Below are 18,303 nucleotides of genomic sequence, written 5' to 3' on the forward strand. Positions count from 1 at the left end.
GTGAAGGGGTGGCCAGGGGCACAACATCGCGCCCCCGGCCGGATTTCGCAAGGATCAGTAGATATCGCCCTTGGTGTTATGGACGTTGAACTTGCCGGTCGGGGTCACAAGGCGCTTGTCCTTGATTACCTTTTTCATTTCCAGCGTTTTGTCATCGACCACGACGATGGCCGATTCCTGTTCCTTGCCGTTCCAGACGCTGAACCAGATCTCGGTGCCTTCCTTGTTGAATTCACCTTGTACGACGCGGGGCTGGCCCTCGGCGATTTCGGCCCATTGCGCGATGGGCAGGGTGGTAAATTCAGGTTCTTCGCCCGCCTTCATCTTGTCGATATCGAACACCGCGACCGAGCCGGAAATCTCGGCATCGGGGTTCAGCGGCGCATCGACATACAGATAGTGCGAGTTGGGATGCGTCTTGATGAACAGCGACCCGCCGCCAAGCGCGGGGAAGCTGTCGATGATCTTCCAGGCGTTATCCTTGTGCCCTTCGGGATCGGTGCCGATCAGCGCGACCGAATCGTCGCCAAGGTGGGACGTCGCCCAGACCGGACCCAGATCGGGGTGGACAAAGTTCGCGCCACGGCCCGGATGCGGAGTCTGACCGCCGGTGTCTTCCTTGGCGACCAGCTTGCCTTCCTTGGTGTCGATCACGACCAGCTTGTTGCGCGCATTCGCCGCCGTGATGAAATAGCGGTGCGAGCTGTCCAGACCACCGTCATGGAGGAACCTTTCGGCCTCGATCTCGGTGGTTTTCAGGTTCTTGATGTCGGTGTAATCGACCAGCAGGATCTTGCCGGTTTCCTTGACGTTGACGATGAATTCCGGGCGATAGTGGCTGGCCAGAATGGCGGCAACGCGCGGTTCGGGGTGATAGGTCTGTTCGTCATAGACCATGCCGCGGGTCGATTCGATCTTCAGCGGCTCAAGCGTTTCGCCATCCATGATCACATATTGCGGCGGCCAATAGCTGCCGGCGATGGCGTATTTGTCTTCCCAGCCCTCGAATTTCGAGGTCTCGATGGACCGCGCCTCGGACCCGACCTTGATTTCGGCAACCGTGGCCGGTTCCTTCATCCACAGGTCGATCATGTTGATTTTGGCATCGCGACCGATCACGAACAGGTAACGCCCCGAGGCCGACAGGCGGCTGATATGCACCGCATAGCCGGTGTCGATGACCGATTTGATCTCGTAGGTGGCGCCGTCGATCAGCGCGATCTGACCGGCATCGCGCAGGGTCACGCTGAAGATATTGTCCAGATCCCAGTCGTTTTCCTGCTTGGTGGGCCGGTCCTCGGGCTTGACGATCAGCTTCCAGCTTTCCTTCATTTCGGGCATCCCGAATTCAGGCGGGCTGGCCGGGTCCTGCATGACATATTTCGCCATCAGGTCGACCTGCGCCTCGGTCAGCTCGCCCGAGGTGCCCCAGTTGGGCATCCCGGCGGGCGAGCCATAGGTGATAAAGCTTTGCAGGTAATCAAAGCCCAGCTCGCGCGTGATGTCGGGGGTCAGCGGCTTGCCGGTCGCGCCCTTGCGCAGCACGCCGTGACAGCCGGCGCAGCGTTCGAAATAAATCTTGTTGGCCTGCGCGAATTCTTCCTCGGTCATGCTGGGAACACCGGGCTTTTCGCCGGGCGCTTCGGCAGGCATGTCCTGCGCAAGATTGTCCATCGCAGGTTCATATTTGTCCTGCGGCTGGTCGGCGTGATTGGCATCGGCTTCCTTGGCGGCCGCGTCCTGCGCCATGACGGCGCCCGGATACATCATGCTGCCCGCGCCCAGAACAAGGGCCAGGGCGGCCGTGGCAAGCAGACGCTGCCCTGACGTGTAATCCCGGTGTTTCATAACTGGCTTTCTCCATAGCTGGTGAGGCTGACCTCTCGCTAGCACACGATTCGATCACGCGGCCTTGACTTGGGTTAAGGAGGCTTTGCCCGCATTGGGAAAAAACCTGAATTCTGACGGCCCGACGGCACCCGGCGGCACCGGCACCGTGTTTATGGCATGTCTGCACCCCGCGCGCGCCCAAAAAGCGCCGCCCCACAAGGAGATGGTCAATGAAATTACCGCAGCTTCTGGCCGCCGGATGGCGGGTGTTTTTCCTGTCTGCGGGGCTGTTCGGGGCAGGGGCAATGCTGCTGTGGCTGCACTGGCTGACGGCGGGCGACAGCTTTCTGCCCTTTGATCGTGCACCGCAGATGTGGCATGCGCACGAGATGATCTTTGGCTTCGCCGGGGCGGCGCTTGGCGGGTTCTTCCTGACGGCGGTGCCGAACTGGACCGGTGCCCGCGCCGCGCCGCGCCGGTTCATCCTGATGGTCAGCGCGCTGTGGCTGGCCGGGCGGGTCGCGGTCGGGCTGGCGGGCTGGCTGCCGCCGGTGCTGGTGGCGCTGGTCGATCTGGCCTTCCTGCCGGTGCTGGGGGCCAAGATCCTGACCCAGTTGCTGGCCCGGCCCAAGCCGCAGAACATGATGTTTCTGCTGATGCTGACCCTGACATGGCTGGGGGATCTGCTGGTGCATCTGGACTGGATCGGGCTGACCCAGACCGAATCGCAGGGGCTGCGCGGCGGGATGCTGGCCATCTGTGCCATGATCGCGACGTTGGGGGGGCGCGTCACCCCGGCCTTTACCCGCAACGCGCTGGTTCGTGCCGGGCAGGAAGCCCGGCTGCCGGTCAGCCGCCCGCGTCTGGACATGGCCGGGATCGCGCTGGCTATCCTGACCGCCGCATCGGTTCTGGCGGGGGCGCCTGATGGGCTGTCGGGTGGGCTGGCGGTCGCGGCGGGCGTGGTGGCGGCGCTGCGTCTGGCGGGCTGGCGCGGGCTGGCGCTGCCCGGTCAGCCGATCGTCTGGGCCTTGCATCTGGGCTATGCGATGCTGGCGCTGGGGCTGGTGATGTGGGGTGCGTCGCTGTGGGGGCTGGGGTCCGAAACCGGCGCGCTGCATGTGCTGGCCATCGGCGCCATCGGTGGCATGACGCTGGCGGTCATGAGCCGCGCCGCCCTGGGGCATAGCGGTCGCGATCTGGTGGCGCCATGGCCGGTCGCGCTGGGATATGCGGCGCTGCCGGTGGCGGTGCTGCTGCGCTGGCTGGCCTCGGTGTGGGTGGTGGTTTACTGGCCCGCGATCATTGCCTCAGGGGTGATCTGGGTGCTGGTCTTTGCGGGCTTTACCCTCACGCTGTGGCCGGTTTTCATGCGCCCGCGCATTGACGGCAAAGAGGGCTAGGCGGGTTTCTGACAAAATTCATCTGTCTGCCGGGCCGTTGACTTCCGTCAATGCCGCCGGGCGGCAGATCGCGATTCTGGGGCCATCTGAAATCGCTTGAAAGGGGACCCGCGTCATGAGCGACATCATGACAAAGAGCATGGCCCGAAACGTCTTTTACGGCGGGTCGCTGTTCTTTATAGCCATTTTTGGCGCGCTGACCGTTCACAGCCATCTGTATGCGGTCAACGTCTCGACCGACAAGGCAGGGCTGACGGACAGTGTCGCCGCCGGCAAGCATGTCTGGGAAAAACATGCCTGCATCAATTGTCACACACTTTTGGGCGAAGGCGCGTATTTCGCGCCGGAACTGGGCAATGTCATGAAACGCTGGGGCGTTCAGGACGACCCCGAGGCCGCGACCGAGACGCTGAAAGGCTGGATGCAGTCCATGCCCACCGGCATCGAGGGCCGCCGCCAGATGCCGCAATTCAATCTGACCGATCAGGAATATCGCGAACTGGCCGATTTCCTGCTGTGGACGGGCCGCATCAATACCCAGAACTGGCCCCCCAATGAGGCCGGGTAAGGGAAAGGGACGATCATGAAATATCACACGCAAAAGATCGCCTATGCCTATTTCGCGGTGGCGATGGCCCTGTTCGCCGTTCAGGTGACAATGGGGCTGATCATGGGCTGGATCTATGTCAGCCCGAATTTCCTGTCCGAGCTGCTGCCCTTCAACATCGTTCGGATGCTGCATTCCAACAGCCTTGTGGTCTGGCTGTTGCTGGGCTTTTTCGGGTCCGCCTATTACCTGCTGCCCGAGGAATCCGAGCGCGAGATCCATTCCCCCACCCTGGCCTGGATTCAACTGGCCATTCTGGTGCTGGGAACGGCGGGCGTGGTCGTGACCTATCTGTTCGACCTGTTCCAGGGCAACTGGCTGTTGGGCAAGGAAGGGCGCGAATTTCTGGAACAGCCCAAATGGGTCAAGGCCGGGATCGTGGTCGCGGCACTGATCTTTTTGTTCAACGTCACCATGACGGTGCTGAAAGGCCGCAAGACCGCGGTGACCAATGTGTTGCTGCTGGGGCTTTGGGGGCTGGCGCTGCTGTTCCTGTTCGCCTTCTATAACCCGTCGAACCTTGTGCTGGACAAGCAATACTGGTGGTGGGTCATTCACCTGTGGGTGGAAGGCGTCTGGGAACTGGTCATGGCCTCGATTCTGGCCTTCCTGATGCTGAAACTGACCGGCGTCGACCGCGAGGTGGTGGAAAAATGGCTGTATGTCATTGTCGCCACGGCGCTGTTTTCGGGCATCCTTGGCACCGGGCACCATTACTATTGGATCGGTCTGCCGGGATACTGGCAGTGGATCGGGTCGATCTTTTCCAGCTTCGAAATCGTGCCCTTCTTTGCCATGATGTCCTTTGCCTTCGTCATGGTCTGGAAAGGCCGTCGCGATCACCCCAACAAGGCGGCGCTGCTGTGGTCGCTTGGCTGTTCGGTGCTGGCCTTCTTTGGCGCCGGGGTCTGGGGCTTTCTGCACACGCTGCACGGGGTGAATTATTACACCCACGGCACCCAGATCACCGCCGCACATGGGCACCTGGCGTTTTATGGCGCCTATGTCTGTCTTGTGCTGGCGATGATCACCTATGCGATGCCGATCATGCGCAATCGCGACCCTTACAATCAGGTTCTGAACATGGCGTCTTTCTGGCTGATGTCGGGCGGGATGCTGTTCATGACCTTCACGCTGACATTCGCAGGCACCATCCAGACCCATATGCAACGGGTCGAAGGCACCTACTACATGGATGTTCAGGACCAGCTGGCGATCTTTTACTGGATGCGTTTCGGCTCGGGTGTGGCGGTGGTGCTTGGCGCGCTGCTGTTCATCTGGTCGGTGATGGCGCCCCGGCGCGAGGTCGTGACCCCCGGTCCGGTTCAGGCGCATAAGGACGCGCCCGAGGACTATTACAACACCCCTGCGGAGTAACGCCGATGAATGCCCACATATCTGTCGGGGGGGCGGTTGACGCCCCCTTCTATCTGCCGCAATCGGACGAGGTTGCGGTGTTTCAGGCGGCGGCGGCCAATGACCTGCCGGTGCTGCTGAAAGGGCCGACCGGCTGCGGCAAGACCCGCTTTGTCGCCCATATGGCCGCGCGTCTGGGGCGGTCGCTTTATACGGTGGCCTGCCATGACGACCTGTCGGCGGCCGACCTGATCGGGCGGTTTTTGCTGAAAGGCGGTGAAACGGTCTGGGTCGATGGCCCGCTGACCCGCGCCGTGCGTGAAGGCGCGATCTGTTACCTTGACGAGGTCGTCGAGGCCCGCAAGGACGTGACCGTCGTGCTGCACCCGCTGACCGATGACCGCCGCATCCTGCCCATCGACCGCACCGGCGAGGAATTGCAGGCCGCCCCCGGCTTTATGCTGGTGGCCAGCTATAACCCCGGATACCAGAACATCCTGAAAACGCTGAAACCTTCGACCCGGCAGCGCTTTGTCGCGCTGGATTTCGACTTTCCCGCCGCCGCGCAGGAAACCCGCATCGTCGCCACCGAAAGCGGTCTGGATCAGGACCGCACCGCCGCGCTGGTGCGGCTGGCGGGCAAGCTGCGGGCGCTGAAAGGGCAGGATCTTGAGGAAGGCGTCTCCACCCGGCTGGTCGTCTATGCCGCGACGCTGATCGCGCAGGGAATGCCCGTCAACCGCGCCATCGAGGCCGCGATGATCGAGCCGCTGACCGACGACGCCGATGTCAAGCGCGGGCTGCTCGATCTGGTCACCGCCGTGTTCGGGTGAGGCCAGGCGATGTCACGGATCGAGTTCGAGCCATGGGAACCCGAAGAAAGCGTCGGGAAACTGTGGCACAGCTATGCCAGCCGTCTGGACGCGCCACTGGCGTATGACGAAGCCCGCGTCGACCTGTCCCAGGTCGCCGGTCGGCTGGCAGTTCTCTTTCGCGGTCTGGGTGGGGCGCATGGGGTCGATATCCGACCCATGGCCGACCGCATCACCCATCACCGCATCAGCTGGCGCCGCCGTCTGGCGACCGAGGCCGAGGCCCTGCCACAGGCCAGCTTTGACGGCGGCACCCTGCGTCTGCCGCAATCGCTGGCGGTGTTTCCGACGCCACAGGCCAATGCGGCGCTGTATCTGTGGCTGACGGCGGCGGCGGCGCATGGGGTGCTGCCGGCGCCGCTGGACGACCCGCTGGCGCGCGATCTGGCGCATCTGGCGGCGGCGCGGGCAATGCTGAACGCGACGCTGGCCGATGCGCCGGGGCTGGCGGGGCTTTATGCCGATCTGTCCGCCGTGGTGCTGGCGCAGCGTCCGCAGCCCGCGCTGCCCCCGACCGAGGCCGCGCTCGAGGCCGTCATCCGCCACCTGCTGCGCGACCCCGCGCCGCTGGACGATGTCGCCCGTGCCCTGCTGACGGCGCTGGACGACCCCGCCAGCCAGACCGCGCCGCGCGGTTACCGCCCGATGCGCCCGGTGGTGCTGTGGCCCGATCTGGGGGCGGCGGCGCTGTCGGATGCCGACACCGTCGAAACCCGCGACACCGACGGCACCCCCGAGGAAAGCCACAGCGAAAAGACTATGCGCGCCCGCCGCCGCAAGGCCGATCTGGCCGAACGCCGCGACAGCCTGATCTTCCATAAATTCGAGGCGATCCTGCAATGGGCCGAATTCCTGAACCTGAACCGCCGTGTCGATGATGACGATCAGGATGATGCGAAAAAGGCCGCCGACGATCAGGACGAACTGGGTCTGGGCCAGATCAGCAAGGCCCCGGCGACGCGGCTGAAGCTGCATCTGGACCTTGCCCCCGAGGATGCCGACCGCGAAAAGCTGGGGGGCAGGCTGACCTATCCCGAATGGGACGCGCGGCGCGGGGTTTACCTGCCCGATCATGTGCGGGTGCTGGTCAACCCCGCCGAACCCGCAGAACCCGGCCATGACGGTCTGGCCGACCCCGCCGCACAGCGCCGCATCCGCGCCGTGCGCCGCCAGTTCGAGGCCCTTCGCCCCGGTCGCGTCATCACCACCGGCCATCGCGATGGCGACGATCTGGATGTGGAACTGGCGGTGCGTTCGGCCACCGAGATCCGCGCCAGCGGGCAGGGCAGCGACCGCATCTGGCGTCAGTCGCGGCCCGTGGCGCGCGATCTGGCGGTCTCGATCCTGCTGGATATTTCGCGCTCGACCGAAAGCGCGGTGACCGGGCGCGCGGTGATCGACATCGAACGCGAGGCCCTTGCCGCGCTGGCCTGGGGGCTGGATGCCTGCGGCGACAGTTTCGCGATCAACGCGTTTTCCTCTCTGAAACGCGACCGGGTATTTGTGACCGAATGCAAGCGCTTTGACGAAGCCATGACCCGCGATATCGAACATCGCATCGCCGGTCTGCGGCCCTGTTTTTATACCCGTCTGGGGGCGGGCATCCGCCATGCCAGCGCCGGTCTGGCCAGCCAGTCGCGCAAGCGTCGGCTGCTGCTGGTCATCACAGATGGCAAGCCCAATGACCTTGACCATTACGAAGGCCGCCACGGGATCGAGGACAGCGCCCGCGCCGTGCGCGAGGCCCGCCGCGCCGGTCATGCCGTTTTCGGCATTACCGTCGATCACGATGGCAAGGCATGGTTTCCACGCATCTTCGGGCAGGGGGGCTTTGCGCTGATCCCGCATCCCGACCGCCTGACCGCGGCCCTGCCCGAAATCTATCGCCAGCTGGTCGGCGCATGACCGGGGCGACGGACCCGGATGCCGGCCCCGGCCCCGGCAATGGCGCCGGCCCGGAAAGCGGCCCGACTGCGCGCGGCGCCAAGGGCGGGCTGTTGACGGAACTGCCCGGCGAATTGGTGCTGTGGGTGCTGATCATCAGCGAACTGGCAGTATTCGGCGCCGGGTTGCTGGTCTTTCTGGTGCTGCGCCTGCTGGACCCGGCGCTGTTCGCCCAATCGCAGGACCATCTGCACCGCGCCGCCGCCGGGCTGAACACCGTGGTGCTGGTCAGTTCCGGCTTTTGTGCGGCGCGGGCGCTGCATGTGGTCGGGCAGGCGATGCGCTGCCGGGCATGGCTGGCGGCGGCCATCGCGCTTGGCGGGGTGTTTCTGGCCTTGAAAGCGGTCGAATATGCCGATGCCATCGGTCAGGGGATCGGCATCGACAGCAACCGGTTTTTCACCTTTTACTTCCTGCTGACCGGCTTTCACGCCGCGCATGTTCTTGCGGGGATGCTGATCCTGGCGCTGGTGGCGATCCGCCCCAGCCGCAACGGCGTGCAGGCGGGCGCGCAATTCTGGCACATGGTCGATCTGGTCTGGGTGCTGCTGTTTCCCGTCATCTATTTGCTGAGGTAAGCCATGGACCGCATCACCCGCGCCTGGATGTTCCTGATCGCGCTGTCGCTGGCTTCGACACTGGTGGCACTGTTGCTGCCAAGCCTGCGCGGCTGGCCGGTTCAGGCGGCGGGGCTGTTGATCCTGTCCATCGCGCTGGCCAAGGCGGTGTTGATTCTGGACGATTATCTGGAACTGCGCAGCGCACCACGCTGGCGCCGGGGCTTTCACGCCGCCCTGACCGGGTTCGCGGTGATGGCCGCAGGGCTGTTTCTGGCCGGTTAAGGCAAGCGCCGACAGCCCGTTAAACCGCGACCTCTGGTCTTCAGGATAAGGCGCCGTTTCGAAAAGAAAAATGGCGGAGAGGGTGGGATTCGAACCCACGGAACCCGTGAAGGCTCAACGGTTTTCGAGACCGCCCCGTTCGACCACTCCGGCACCTCTCCGCGCTTGGTGTGGTGGAGGCGGGATTTAGAGGCAGTTGCCGCCAAGCGCAAGGGGGCAGGCGGCAAAAAACGACGGGAATGTGAAAAATTCCGGTGGCTTGCTGTCAGGCCCGTCCGGGCGATGATAGGGCTGTCGCAAGCGCCGCATTGTCGCGGCGACAGATCAGGGGGCGCGCCATGCACGAACAGGACCAGATCACGGAACAGGTTGTGCTGGCCGGGCCGCTGGCGCATCCGCTTATGCTGGCGGCGCTGGGGCTGACCGGGCAGGCGCTGGCCCTGACCGGGGTGCTGACGCCATCGCCGCGGGCGGGGCTGGTGCGTGACGGCTGGCCGATGTGGCAGCCCGGTTCGCAGCCGCTGACGGCGGTTCGGGTGGGGGTGAATGCGGCGCTGCGGCTGTATGCGCAGGTGTTCGGCCTGCATCCGCAGAATTGTGACGGGGTGCAGGTGCTGGGTCTGGCCGCGCAGGCGCCGCAACCCGGCCCCGGCGTCTGGCCGGCCGAACAGGCCGCCCGCATTGCCCGGATCGTCACCACCACCGAATCGCATCGCCCGCCGGACCAGATTGCGGCACGGCTGGCCATGATCGGGATCTGGGCCGGGTCCTGCCTGCGGGCGGCGGCACAGCAGGCCCCGGCGCCCGATCTGCTGGGGGCGCCCGACCCGGCGCGGGTTCGGGTCACGGCCCGCCGCCAGCCCTATGCGCGGTTTTTCGCGGTGCAGGAACTGGACCTGCGCCATCGCCGCCATGATGGCGGCACCAGCGCGCCGGTGTCGCGCGCGGTGTTTGCGATGGGCGATGCGGTGGTGGTGCTGCCCTATGACCCGCTGCGTGACCGGGTGCTGCTGATCGACCAGTTGCGGGCCGCGCCGCTGGCCATGGGCGATCCGCAGCCGTGGTTGCTGGAAACCATCGCCGGGCGCATCGACGCGGGCGAGACCCCCGAGGCCGCCGCCCGGCGCGAGGCCGCCGAGGAAACCGGCCTGACCCTTGGCCGCCTGATCCCCGGCCCGACGCATTACCCCAGCCCCGCCGCCGTGGGCGAACGCATCTTTTTGTTCATCGCCCGCGCCGACCTGCCCGATGGGGTGGCGGGCATTCACGGGCTGGAAACCGAGGCCGAGGATATTCGCGGTCATCTGATCGCGCGCAGCGATCTGGACCGGCTGGTCGACCGGGGCGACATTCGCAACGGGCCGCTGCTGATTCTGGCCTATTGGCTGCGGGCCGGGCTGGCGCAGCTGCGCGCGCAATTGTGACGCGGTTGTGCAGGGCGGCCCGGCCCCCGGCGGGCTTGTGGCGGCAATTTGCGCCATGTTAGGTCTGGGGCAAACAGGCCGGCCGGACCGGCAGAACCGTTAACCGAAAGGCCCCGATATGCGCGTTTGCCCTGACCTTGCCTCTGCCATCGGTCATACCCCGCTGATCCGGCTGCGCCGCGCCTCCGAGGAGACCGGCTGCGAGATCTGGGGCAAGGCCGAATTCATGAATCCCGGCCAGTCGGTCAAGGACCGCGCGGCGCTGTTCATCATCCGCGATGCCATCGCGCGCGGCGATCTGAAACCCGGCGGCACCATTGTCGAGGGCACCGCCGGCAATACCGGTATCGGGCTGTCGCTGGTGGGGGCCTCGATGGGGTTTCGCAGCGTGATCGTGATTCCCGAAACCCAAAGTCAGGAAAAAAAGGACATGCTGCGGCTGGCCGGGGCCACGCTGGTCGAGGTTCCCGCCGCACCTTACAAAAACCCCAATAATTACGTCCGCTATTCCGGGCGGCTGGCCGAAAAGCTGGCGGCCAGCGAACCCAATGGTGCGATCTGGGCCAATCAGTTCGACAATATCGCCAACCGTCAGGCGCATCTGGAAACCACAGGACCTGAGGTCTGGGACCAGCTTCAGGGCCGGGTCGACGGCTTTACCTGCGCGGTCGGTTCGGGCGGGACGCTGGCGGGGGTGGCGATGGCGCTGCAACCCAAGGGCGTGCAGATCGGTCTGGCCGACCCCGAGGGCGCGGCGCTGTTCAGCTATTACACGCAAGGGGTGTTCGAAAGCCCCGGCTCGTCCATCACCGAAGGCATCGGGCAGGGGCGTATCACCGCCAATCTGGACGGGTTCACCCCCGACATGGCCTGGCGCATCCCGGATGCCGAGGCGCTGCCGCTGCTGTTCGACCTTGCGCGGGACGAGGGGCTGGTGCTTGGCGGATCGTCCGCGATCAACATTGCCGGGGCGATGCGCATGGCCCGCCAGATGGGACCGGGCAAAACCATCGTCACCGTGCTGTGCGACCCCGGCAACCGTTACCAGACCAAGCTGTGGAACCCCGCCTTCCTGCGCGGCAAGGGCCTGCCGGTGCCGCAATGGCTTGAGGCCGGTGCCGCCGATCTGCCCACCGTGTTCGAGGACTGATTTCCCGTGATCCGCATGTTTTCCGCCGTGCCCGCGGCCCGTTTCATGATTGCCGTTCTGGCGATGGTCCTGTCGCTTGCGCTGTCGGTGCCCGCCATGGCGCAGGACGACCCACAGGTCGATTACGCCCGCTGGGAAAAGCTGGCCGGGCAGGTGGAAACCGTGCTCGAGGGTGGGTCCGCCCCCGATGGCCGGCTGGAAACCATGCGCGCCGATGTGGTCAAATGGCGCGACAAGTTCCAGTCCGCCAAGGGCACCAACGCCCCCCGGATCGCCACGCTGAACGACCAGATCAAGGCTTTGGGACCGGCCCCGAAAGAGGGCGAAGCCGAGGCCGAGGACATCGCCGCCCGCCGCAAAGAGCTGAACGAGCAACTGTCCAAGGCGCAGGCCCCCCGGCTGGCCGCGGTCGAGGCCTTCAGCCGCGCCGATGCCATCGTTCAGCAGATCGACAAACAATTGCGCGACCGGCAGGCCATGGCGCTGATGCGGCTGTCGCCCTCGCCGCTGAACCCGGTCAACTGGCCCTCGGCCTGGCAGGCGGCGCGTGACATCGGCAAGGGGCTGGTCGATGAACAGACCCAGCGCGCCGGGCGCAAGGGCTGGGATGATGCGCTGAAATCCAACGGGCCGGCGATTGGCGGGCTGTTGCTGGGGGCGCTTTTGCTGCTGACGGTGGGGCGGCGCTGGGTCGACACCCTGCCGGGGCGGCTGTCCAAGCGGGCCTCGGACAGTTCGCGCGCGGCAGTCGATTTTCTGGTGTCGCTGATCCAGATCGTGCTGCCGATGGCGGGGGTGGTGCTGGGGGTGATCGCGCTGTCGCTGACCGGGCTGTTCGGGCAATGGGGCGAGCCGCTGTTATTCGCGCTGCCGGTGGCGGCGGTCACAATCTTTCTGGGGCGCTGGCTGATCTCGCGCGTGTTTCCGCGCCATGACGATGGCGACCTGCCGCTGCCGCTGCCGACACCGCGCCGGATCGAGGCGCGTTACCACGCCTTCATCCTGACGCTGCTGCTGGCGCTGTATGACTTTCTGACCAATTCCATTCTGCCGGTGGCCGGGCTGCGGCTGGTGCCGGAAGACGACCTGATCCCCTATCGCGTGGCCGATATGGCCAGCGCGGTGATCTTTTTCCCGCTGATCTGTGTGGCCGCGCTGGTGCTGTTCCGTCTGGGTCAGATCCTGCGCCGCACCTCGCGCCATGTCGATTCCGAAAGCGTCAGCTATCGTGTGCGGCTGGTGTCTTTCGTGGGTGGCTTTGCGGTTTTGTCGGCGCTGGTGGCGCCGGTGCTGGCGGCCATCGGCTATGTCAGCGCCGCCAATGCCATTTTGTGGCCGGTGATCATGTCGCTGGGGCTGATCGGTATTCTGATCGTATTGCAGGATTTCATCGCTGATCTGTATGTCATGCTGCGTCGTGGCAAGGAAGGCGCGCGCGAGGCGCTGGCACCGGTGCTGATCGGCTTTGCGCTGGTGCTGCTGTCGCTGCCGGTCTTTGCGCTGATCTGGGGCGCGCGCCCGGCCGATATTCAGGAATTCTGGGCCCAGTTCCAGCAGGGCGTGGTGCTTGGCGGTATCCGGCTGTCGCCGGGTAAGGTGCTGACCTTTATTATCGTGTTCTTCCTTGGCCTGACCGTGACCCGGCTGGTGCAGGGGGCGTTTCGCAGCTCGATCCTGCCCAAGACGCGGCTGGATGACGGCGCACAGAATGCGGCGATTTCGGGTCTGGGTTATCTGGGCATGTTTCTGGCCGCGATGCTGGCCATTACCAGCGCCGGGATCGACCTGTCATCGCTGGCCATCGTTGCCGGGGCGCTGTCGGTCGGGATCGGTTTCGGGATGCAGAATATCGTCTCGAACTTCGTGTCCGGGATCATTTTGCTGATCGAACGCCCGGTGACGGTCGGTGACTGGATCGACGCCGGTGGCCGGCAGGGAATTGTCAAACGCATCGCTGTGCGGTCAACCCGCATCCAGACCTTTGACAAGACCGAGGTGATCGTCCCCAATTCGGACCTGATCACGCAGGCGGTGACCAACTGGACCCGCGGCAGCCTGACCGGGCGCATCATCGTTCAGGTCAGCGTGGCCTATGGCAGCGACACCCGGCAGGTGGCCGATATTCTGATGCGCGTGGCCGAGGATCAGCCCACGGTGCTGATCAACCCGGCGCCGACGGTGCTGTTTACCGGCTTTGGTGCCGACGGGCTGGATTTCGAGGTGCGCTGTATCGTCTCGGACATCAATGGCGGGCTGGGGGTGCAGTCGGAAATACGCCACCAGATCTATGCCCAGTTGAACGACGCGGGGATCGAAATTCCCTTTGCACAGCGCGACCTGCGCCTGCGCAACCCCGAGGTGCTGACCGAGGCGCTGCGCAATGCCGGGTTGCTGCCCAAAGCCGTGGAAGAGCGCGAGGCACAGAAAGCCCCGGACGCGACCGCCGCAGGTCAGCCGTCGCCGCATCAGCGCCAGCCCGTGCGCGGGTCCGGCAACCCGGCAGATAATGCCAGCGAAAGCGACCTGCCTGATGCGCCCGATGCCGGTGGTGATGGCGGCGACGGGCGTTAAGCGCCCCGACCGGGCAGGCCATGACAGATGGAAAGGGACAGGCCGCACAGCCTGTCCCTTTTTTCCATGGCGGGGGCGTGACGGCGGCATCGGCCAAGTGCCATGGCTGTCAAACATCCGGGGGGTAAAACGGCACAGCGGGCGGGTTTGGGCCTGCCCGTTTGTGGTCATTCCCTGTGGGCCACCGGTTCAGCCCGACAGGCCGTCATCGGGCAGCCCCTCGCGCGATAACAGCACCGCCACCGGACGCAGCCAGTGGATCTGGGAACACACGATCATCAGCGCCACCATGATCGGCACCGCCAGAAACATCCCCGGAATGCCCCAGACCGCGCCCCAGAAGGCCAGCGACAGGATGATGCCAAAGCTGGACAGCCGCAGCGTCTGACCCAGCAGCATCGGGTCCAGCACATTGCCGATGACGAACTGCACCAGCACACAACCAGCCCCCACCAGCAGCGTCACCGTCAGATCGCCCGACTGCACGAAAACCAGCAGCACCGCGATCAGCGTGGCAATGATCGAGCCGACCGAGGGAATGAAGTTCAGAATAAAGGTCAGCATCGCGATCGGCCCGGCAAGGTCCAGCCCGGCACTGGTGAAAATCGCCCAGACCAGCCCGGCGGTCACCGCGCTGACCGCGGTTTTGACCACCAGATAACGGTTCACCCGGCGCATGATGCTGGCCGTGATGCGGCGCACATGCAGGGCGCTGTCATGATCGCCGGTCAGGCTTTCGACCTTGGCCGGGAAATAGGCGCGTTCGGCAAACATGAAGCCCACGAACAGCACGATCAGAATCGCCCCCGACATCAGGTTCGAGGCCTGACCCGCCAGCGACCTGATCCAGCCGGTCAGGTTGACATTGGCCATTGCGGCCTCGATGGCGGCGCGGGCGTCGGGCGACAGCCATTTCAGCAGGCCGGGCAGGGCGCGCTGGATCTGTTCGGCATAGCCGATCGAGGTATAGACAATCTGGTTGACCTGACTGACCACGGTCGCCGCCCCCCACAGCACACCGCCGGTGATCAGCACCAGCGCCGCCACGGTGGCCAGCCAGTTGGGCACCCGCTGGCGCGCAATCGCACCGATGGCATCCGAGGTCAGCGAAAAGATGATAATGGCGATGGCCAGCGCGATCAGCATGAAACGGGCCTGCACCAGCAAAAACAGAAGCAGCGCGAAAGCGATGATCCCCAGAAAACCGGTCTGCAACCGCTCGCGCAAAACTGAATCACCTGTCACGCGTGTCTGTCCCCCGATGGAAAGGCGTCCCCTGGCCGACTATCGCCCGCGCGGGGCCGCGAATGCAAGGGCGGGCTGGCCGGGCAGGGGCGGTGCAGGGGGGCTGTGGCCGGTCCGCCCTGTGGGACGCGCTGCGCATTGCCCGCCATGCCGGGTCGCTGACGCGATCACGATGCCGCGTCAGCGCAGGCGTCACAGATCCGTGTCGCCGCTGCCCGTATCGCCGGTGTCAGCAACGCCGTTGCCGGAATGACCGCTGTCGCCCAGATCCGCCCCCGTATCCGTGCCGTCCTCGGGATCGGGTTGTTCGCCCTGATCCGCGATGCGGGCGACGGACACGACCTCTTCGCCCTCGGCGGTGTTAAAGACCCGAACCCCGCCGGCGCTGCGTGAACGGAAGCTGATGCCCGCGACCGGCACCCGGATCGACTGGCCGGTGCTGGTGGCCAGCATGATCTGGTCATCGCCGGCAACCGGGAAGCTGGCCACCAAACTGCCGCCGCGCATGGCCTTGTCCATCGCGGTGACACCCTGACCGCCGCGTCCGCGCACCGGGTAATCATGGGACGAGCTGATCTTGCCCGCGCCTTTTGCGGTGATGGTCAGGATCAGATCCTCGGCCGCCGACATCTGGGCATAGCGTTCGGGGGTGATGGCGGCATCTGCCACGGCTTCGTCATCCTCGTCCGCCTCGGCGCCGTCATCCAGCGCCCCGGCCACGGCGCGGCGCATCTTCAGATAGGCGGCGCGTTCGGCGGGGTCGGCCTCGAAATGGCGGATCACCGACAGCGACACCACCGCATCACCGTCATGCAGGCGGATGCCACGCACCCCCGCTGCCGTGCGGCCCTTGAACAGGCGCACATCTGTGGTCGGGAAGCGAATGGCGCGACCGCGCGCGGTCACCAGCATGATGTCATCGGCAGCGGAACAGATGCGCACGTCGATCAGCTTGACATCGCCCTCCAGCCGCATGGCGATCTTGCCGTTGCGCATGACATTGGTGAAATCGGACAGCGCGTTCTTGCGCACCGTCCCTTCCGAGGTTGCAAAGACGATCTGGTAATTTTCCCATTCCGCCTCGGGGGCGTCGACGGGCATCAGCGCGGCAATGCTGGTGCCGGCGGCGATGGGCAGCAGGTTGACCAGCGCCTTGCCCCGCGCATTGCGCCCGCCAAGCGGCAGACGCCAGCATTTCAGCCGGTAAACCATGCCGTCGGTGGTAAAGAACAACAGTTCTGTATGGGTATTGGCGACGAACAGGGTGGTGACGACGTCATCCTCTTTCGTGGCCATGCCGCCCACGCCCTTGCCGCCGCGGCGTTGGGCGCGGAAATCGGTCAGCGGCGTGCGCTTGATATACCCGCCCGAGGTGATGGTGACGACCATATCCTCGCGTTCGATCAGGTCTTCGTCGTCCAGATCGCCGGCCCAGTCGCTGATCTCGGTCCGGCGGGGGACGGCGAACAGGTCTTTGACCTCAAGCAGTTCGTCGCTGATGATCGCCATGATCCGCTCGCGCGAGGCGAGGATGGCCAGATAGTCGCGGATCTTTTCCGCCAGTTCCTGCAATTCGTCGGTGACTTCCTGAACGCCGATCTGGGTCAGGCGTTGCAGGCGCAGGTCCAGAATGGCGCGGGCCTGAACCTCGGACAGGTTATAGGTGCCGTCGTCATTGACCGGGTGCAGCGGGTCGTCGATCAGGCGCAGATATTCGACGATCTCGTGGGCGGGCCAGCGCCGCGTCATCAGCTTTTCGCGCGCCTCGGCGGCGTCACGGCTGGCGCGGATGGTGGCCACGACCTCGTCGACATTGCTGACGGCCACGGCCAGACCGCACAGGATATGGCTGCGTTCGCGCGCCTTGCGCAGTTCGAACGCGGTGCGGCGGGCGACGACCTCTTCGCGGAAGGCAATGAAATGGGTCAGGAAATCGCGCAGGGCCAGTTGCTCGGGGCGGCCACCGTTCAGCGCCAGCATATTGGCCCCAAAGCTGGTCTGCATCTGGGTAAAGCGGAACAGCTGGTTCAGCACAACCTCGGGGGTGGCGTCGCGTTTCAGCTCGATCACCACGCGCACGCCGATGCGGTCGGATTCGTCCTGCACATGGGCGATGCCCTCGATGCGCTTTTCCTTGGCCAGTTCCGCGATCTTTTCGATCAGCGTGGCCTTGTTCACCTGATAGGGGATCTCGTCCAGAATGATGGCAAAGCGGTCCTTGCGGATCTCCTCGACGCGGGTTTTGGCGCGCACCACGATGCTGCCGCGCCCTTCCAGATAGGCCTTGCGCGCCCCGGACCGGCCAAGGATCAGCCCGCCGGTCGGGAAATCGGGACCGGGGATCATCTCCAGCAGGCGCTCGGTCGGCAGGTCAGGCTCGCGGATCAGGGCCAGCGTGGCGTCGACGACCTCGCCCAGGTTATGCGGCGGAATATTGGTCGCCATGCCGACGGCGATGCCGCCCGCGCCATTGACCAGCATGTTGGGAAACCGCGCCGGCAGCACCGTCGGTTCGCGGTCCTTGCCGTCGTAATTGTCCTGAAAATCGACGGTGTCCTTGTCGATATCGGCCAGCAGCCAGTTCGCCGCCCTGGCCATGCGCACCTCGGTATAGCGCATGGCGGCGGGGCTGTCGCCATCCATCGAGCCGAAATTGCCCTGACCGTCCAGCAGCGGCAGCGACATGGAAAAGTCCTGCGCCATCCGCACCAGGGCGTCATAGATCGCGGCATCGCCATGGGGGTGATATTTCCCCATCACATCGCCCACCGGACGCGCCGATTTGCGGTAAGGCTTGTCAAAGCTGTTGCCGGCCTCGTGCATGGCATACAGGATGCGGCGGTGCACCGGCTTCAGCCCGTCGCGCAGGTCAGGAATGGCGCGGCTGACAATGACCGACATCGCATAATCCAGATACGATGATTTCATCTCCTCCGAGATGGAGATCAGCGGGCCGTCATGGGCCATGACCGGGCGCGCCTCGGCGCCGGTTTCTTCGCTGTCCGGCAGGTCGTTTTCAGGGGTATCAGCCACGGGTTTGCCTCAATATCTTGTTGCCA

The 18,303-nt window shown here is 65.0% G+C and carries 13 protein-coding genes and 1 tRNA gene; 10 read left to right on the forward strand and 4 right to left on the reverse strand.

The genetic code is table 11. The features are described 5' to 3' along the window. Positions 1–54: 54 nt before the first annotated feature. Positions 55–1,848: a cytochrome D1 domain-containing protein gene (locus ACFXP9_RS06550; RefSeq protein ID WP_397207292.1), complete on the reverse strand. Its 1,794-nt coding sequence runs from the start codon at positions 1,846–1,848 to the stop codon at positions 55–57. A 212-nt stretch (positions 1,849–2,060) separates the two neighbouring features. Here ACFXP9_RS06550 and ACFXP9_RS06555 point away from each other — a divergent pair, with 212 nt between their 5' ends. The 7 genes from ACFXP9_RS06555 (at position 2,061) to ACFXP9_RS06585 (ending at position 8,854) form a co-directional block, all read left to right on the forward strand. Beyond that, positions 2,061–3,233 (forward strand): NnrS family protein, encoded by a 1,173-nt coding sequence (locus ACFXP9_RS06555; protein ID WP_397207290.1) that lies wholly within the window; start codon positions 2,061–2,063, stop codon positions 3,231–3,233. A gap of 115 nt (positions 3,234–3,348) precedes the next feature. Further along, on the forward strand, positions 3,349–3,801 hold the full coding sequence (locus tag ACFXP9_RS06560; protein WP_397207288.1) for a c-type cytochrome: 453 nt from the start codon (positions 3,349–3,351) through the stop codon (positions 3,799–3,801). Between the two features lie 15 nt (positions 3,802–3,816). Beyond that, positions 3,817–5,217 carry a cbb3-type cytochrome c oxidase subunit I gene (locus ACFXP9_RS06565; RefSeq protein WP_397207286.1) on the forward strand — a complete coding sequence of 467 codons (1,401 nt, stop codon included), beginning with the start codon at positions 3,817–3,819 and terminating at the stop codon, positions 5,215–5,217. Positions 5,218–5,222: 5 nt separating this feature from the next. After that, positions 5,223–6,029, forward strand: coding sequence for a CbbQ/NirQ/NorQ/GpvN family protein (locus ACFXP9_RS06570; protein WP_397207284.1), 807 nt, complete (start codon positions 5,223–5,225; stop codon positions 6,027–6,029). A 9-nt stretch (positions 6,030–6,038) separates the two neighbouring features. Continuing rightward, entirely contained in the window at positions 6,039–7,973 is a 1,935-nt protein-coding gene (locus ACFXP9_RS06575; RefSeq protein ID WP_397207282.1) for a nitric oxide reductase activation protein NorD, read from the forward strand. Then, positions 7,970–8,590, forward strand: a complete 621-nt coding sequence (locus ACFXP9_RS06580) for a cytochrome c oxidase subunit 3 (RefSeq protein ID WP_397207280.1) — start codon at positions 7,970–7,972, stop codon at positions 8,588–8,590. Before ACFXP9_RS06575 ends, ACFXP9_RS06580 begins: the two co-directional genes overlap by 4 nt. A 3-nt stretch (positions 8,591–8,593) precedes the next feature. Then, positions 8,594–8,854, forward strand: a complete 261-nt coding sequence (locus tag ACFXP9_RS06585; protein ID WP_397207278.1) for a cytochrome C oxidase subunit IV family protein — start codon at positions 8,594–8,596, stop codon at positions 8,852–8,854. Between the two features lie 71 nt (positions 8,855–8,925). On the opposite strand, the gene ACFXP9_RS06590 is transcribed toward ACFXP9_RS06585, so the two are convergent. Continuing rightward, positions 8,926–9,015, reverse strand: a tRNA-Ser gene (locus tag ACFXP9_RS06590). A gap of 177 nt (positions 9,016–9,192) precedes the next feature. Here ACFXP9_RS06590 and ACFXP9_RS06595 point away from each other — a divergent pair. The 3 genes from ACFXP9_RS06595 to ACFXP9_RS06605 all read left to right on the forward strand — a co-directional run bounded on the left by ACFXP9_RS06595 (position 9,193) and on the right by ACFXP9_RS06605 (position 13,999). Beyond that, positions 9,193–10,278 (forward strand): NUDIX domain-containing protein, encoded by a 1,086-nt coding sequence (locus ACFXP9_RS06595; RefSeq protein ID WP_397207277.1) that lies wholly within the window; start codon positions 9,193–9,195, stop codon positions 10,276–10,278. A gap of 118 nt (positions 10,279–10,396) precedes the next feature. Next, positions 10,397–11,428 (forward strand): cysteine synthase A, encoded by a 1,032-nt coding sequence (locus ACFXP9_RS06600; RefSeq protein WP_397207275.1) that lies wholly within the window; start codon positions 10,397–10,399, stop codon positions 11,426–11,428. Between the two features lie 45 nt (positions 11,429–11,473). After that, a complete protein-coding gene (locus ACFXP9_RS06605; RefSeq protein WP_397207273.1) occupies positions 11,474–13,999 on the forward strand; it encodes a DUF3772 domain-containing protein in 2,526 nt (841 codons plus the stop codon). Between the two features lie 189 nt (positions 14,000–14,188). On the opposite strand, the gene ACFXP9_RS06610 is transcribed toward ACFXP9_RS06605, so the two are convergent. Both ACFXP9_RS06610 and gyrA read right to left on the reverse strand, forming a co-directional pair. Then, on the reverse strand, positions 14,189–15,244 hold the full coding sequence (locus ACFXP9_RS06610) for an AI-2E family transporter (RefSeq protein WP_397207271.1): 1,056 nt from the start codon (positions 15,242–15,244) through the stop codon (positions 14,189–14,191). Between the two features lie 192 nt (positions 15,245–15,436). Continuing rightward, complete coding sequence (gene gyrA, locus ACFXP9_RS06615) at positions 15,437–18,277, reverse strand: DNA gyrase subunit A (RefSeq protein WP_397207269.1); 2,841 nt, start codon at positions 18,275–18,277, stop codon at positions 15,437–15,439. Between the last annotated feature and the right edge of the window lie 26 nt (positions 18,278–18,303).

Origin of the sequence: Paracoccus jiaweipingae, from assembly GCF_044335505.1 — a bacterium.
GTDB lineage: Bacteria > Pseudomonadota > Alphaproteobacteria > Rhodobacterales > Rhodobacteraceae > Paracoccus.

What these genes read in the sequence shown, in the direction of transcription:
- ACFXP9_RS06600 (WP_397207275.1), top strand. Translation starts at nt 10,397, where the DNA reads ATGCGCGTTTGCCCTGACCTTGCCTCTGCCATCGGTCATACCCCGCTG.
- ACFXP9_RS06570 (WP_397207284.1), top strand. Translation starts at nt 5,223, where the DNA reads ATGAATGCCCACATATCTGTCGGGGGGGCGGTTGACGCCCCCTTCTAT.
- ACFXP9_RS06565 (WP_397207286.1), top strand. Translation starts at nt 3,817, where the DNA reads ATGAAATATCACACGCAAAAGATCGCCTATGCCTATTTCGCGGTGGCG.
- ACFXP9_RS06555 (WP_397207290.1), top strand. Translation starts at nt 2,061, where the DNA reads ATGAAATTACCGCAGCTTCTGGCCGCCGGATGGCGGGTGTTTTTCCTG.
- ACFXP9_RS06605 (WP_397207273.1), top strand. Translation starts at nt 11,474, where the DNA reads ATGATTGCCGTTCTGGCGATGGTCCTGTCGCTTGCGCTGTCGGTGCCC.
- ACFXP9_RS06585 (WP_397207278.1), top strand. Translation starts at nt 8,594, where the DNA reads ATGGACCGCATCACCCGCGCCTGGATGTTCCTGATCGCGCTGTCGCTG.
- ACFXP9_RS06575 (WP_397207282.1), top strand. Translation starts at nt 6,039, where the DNA reads ATGTCACGGATCGAGTTCGAGCCATGGGAACCCGAAGAAAGCGTCGGG.
- ACFXP9_RS06595 (WP_397207277.1), top strand. Translation starts at nt 9,193, where the DNA reads ATGCACGAACAGGACCAGATCACGGAACAGGTTGTGCTGGCCGGGCCG.
- ACFXP9_RS06560 (WP_397207288.1), top strand. Translation starts at nt 3,349, where the DNA reads ATGAGCGACATCATGACAAAGAGCATGGCCCGAAACGTCTTTTACGGC.
- ACFXP9_RS06580 (WP_397207280.1), top strand. Translation starts at nt 7,970, where the DNA reads ATGACCGGGGCGACGGACCCGGATGCCGGCCCCGGCCCCGGCAATGGC.
- ACFXP9_RS06550 (WP_397207292.1), bottom strand. Translation starts at nt 1,848, where the DNA reads ATGAAACACCGGGATTACACGTCAGGGCAGCGTCTGCTTGCCACGGCC.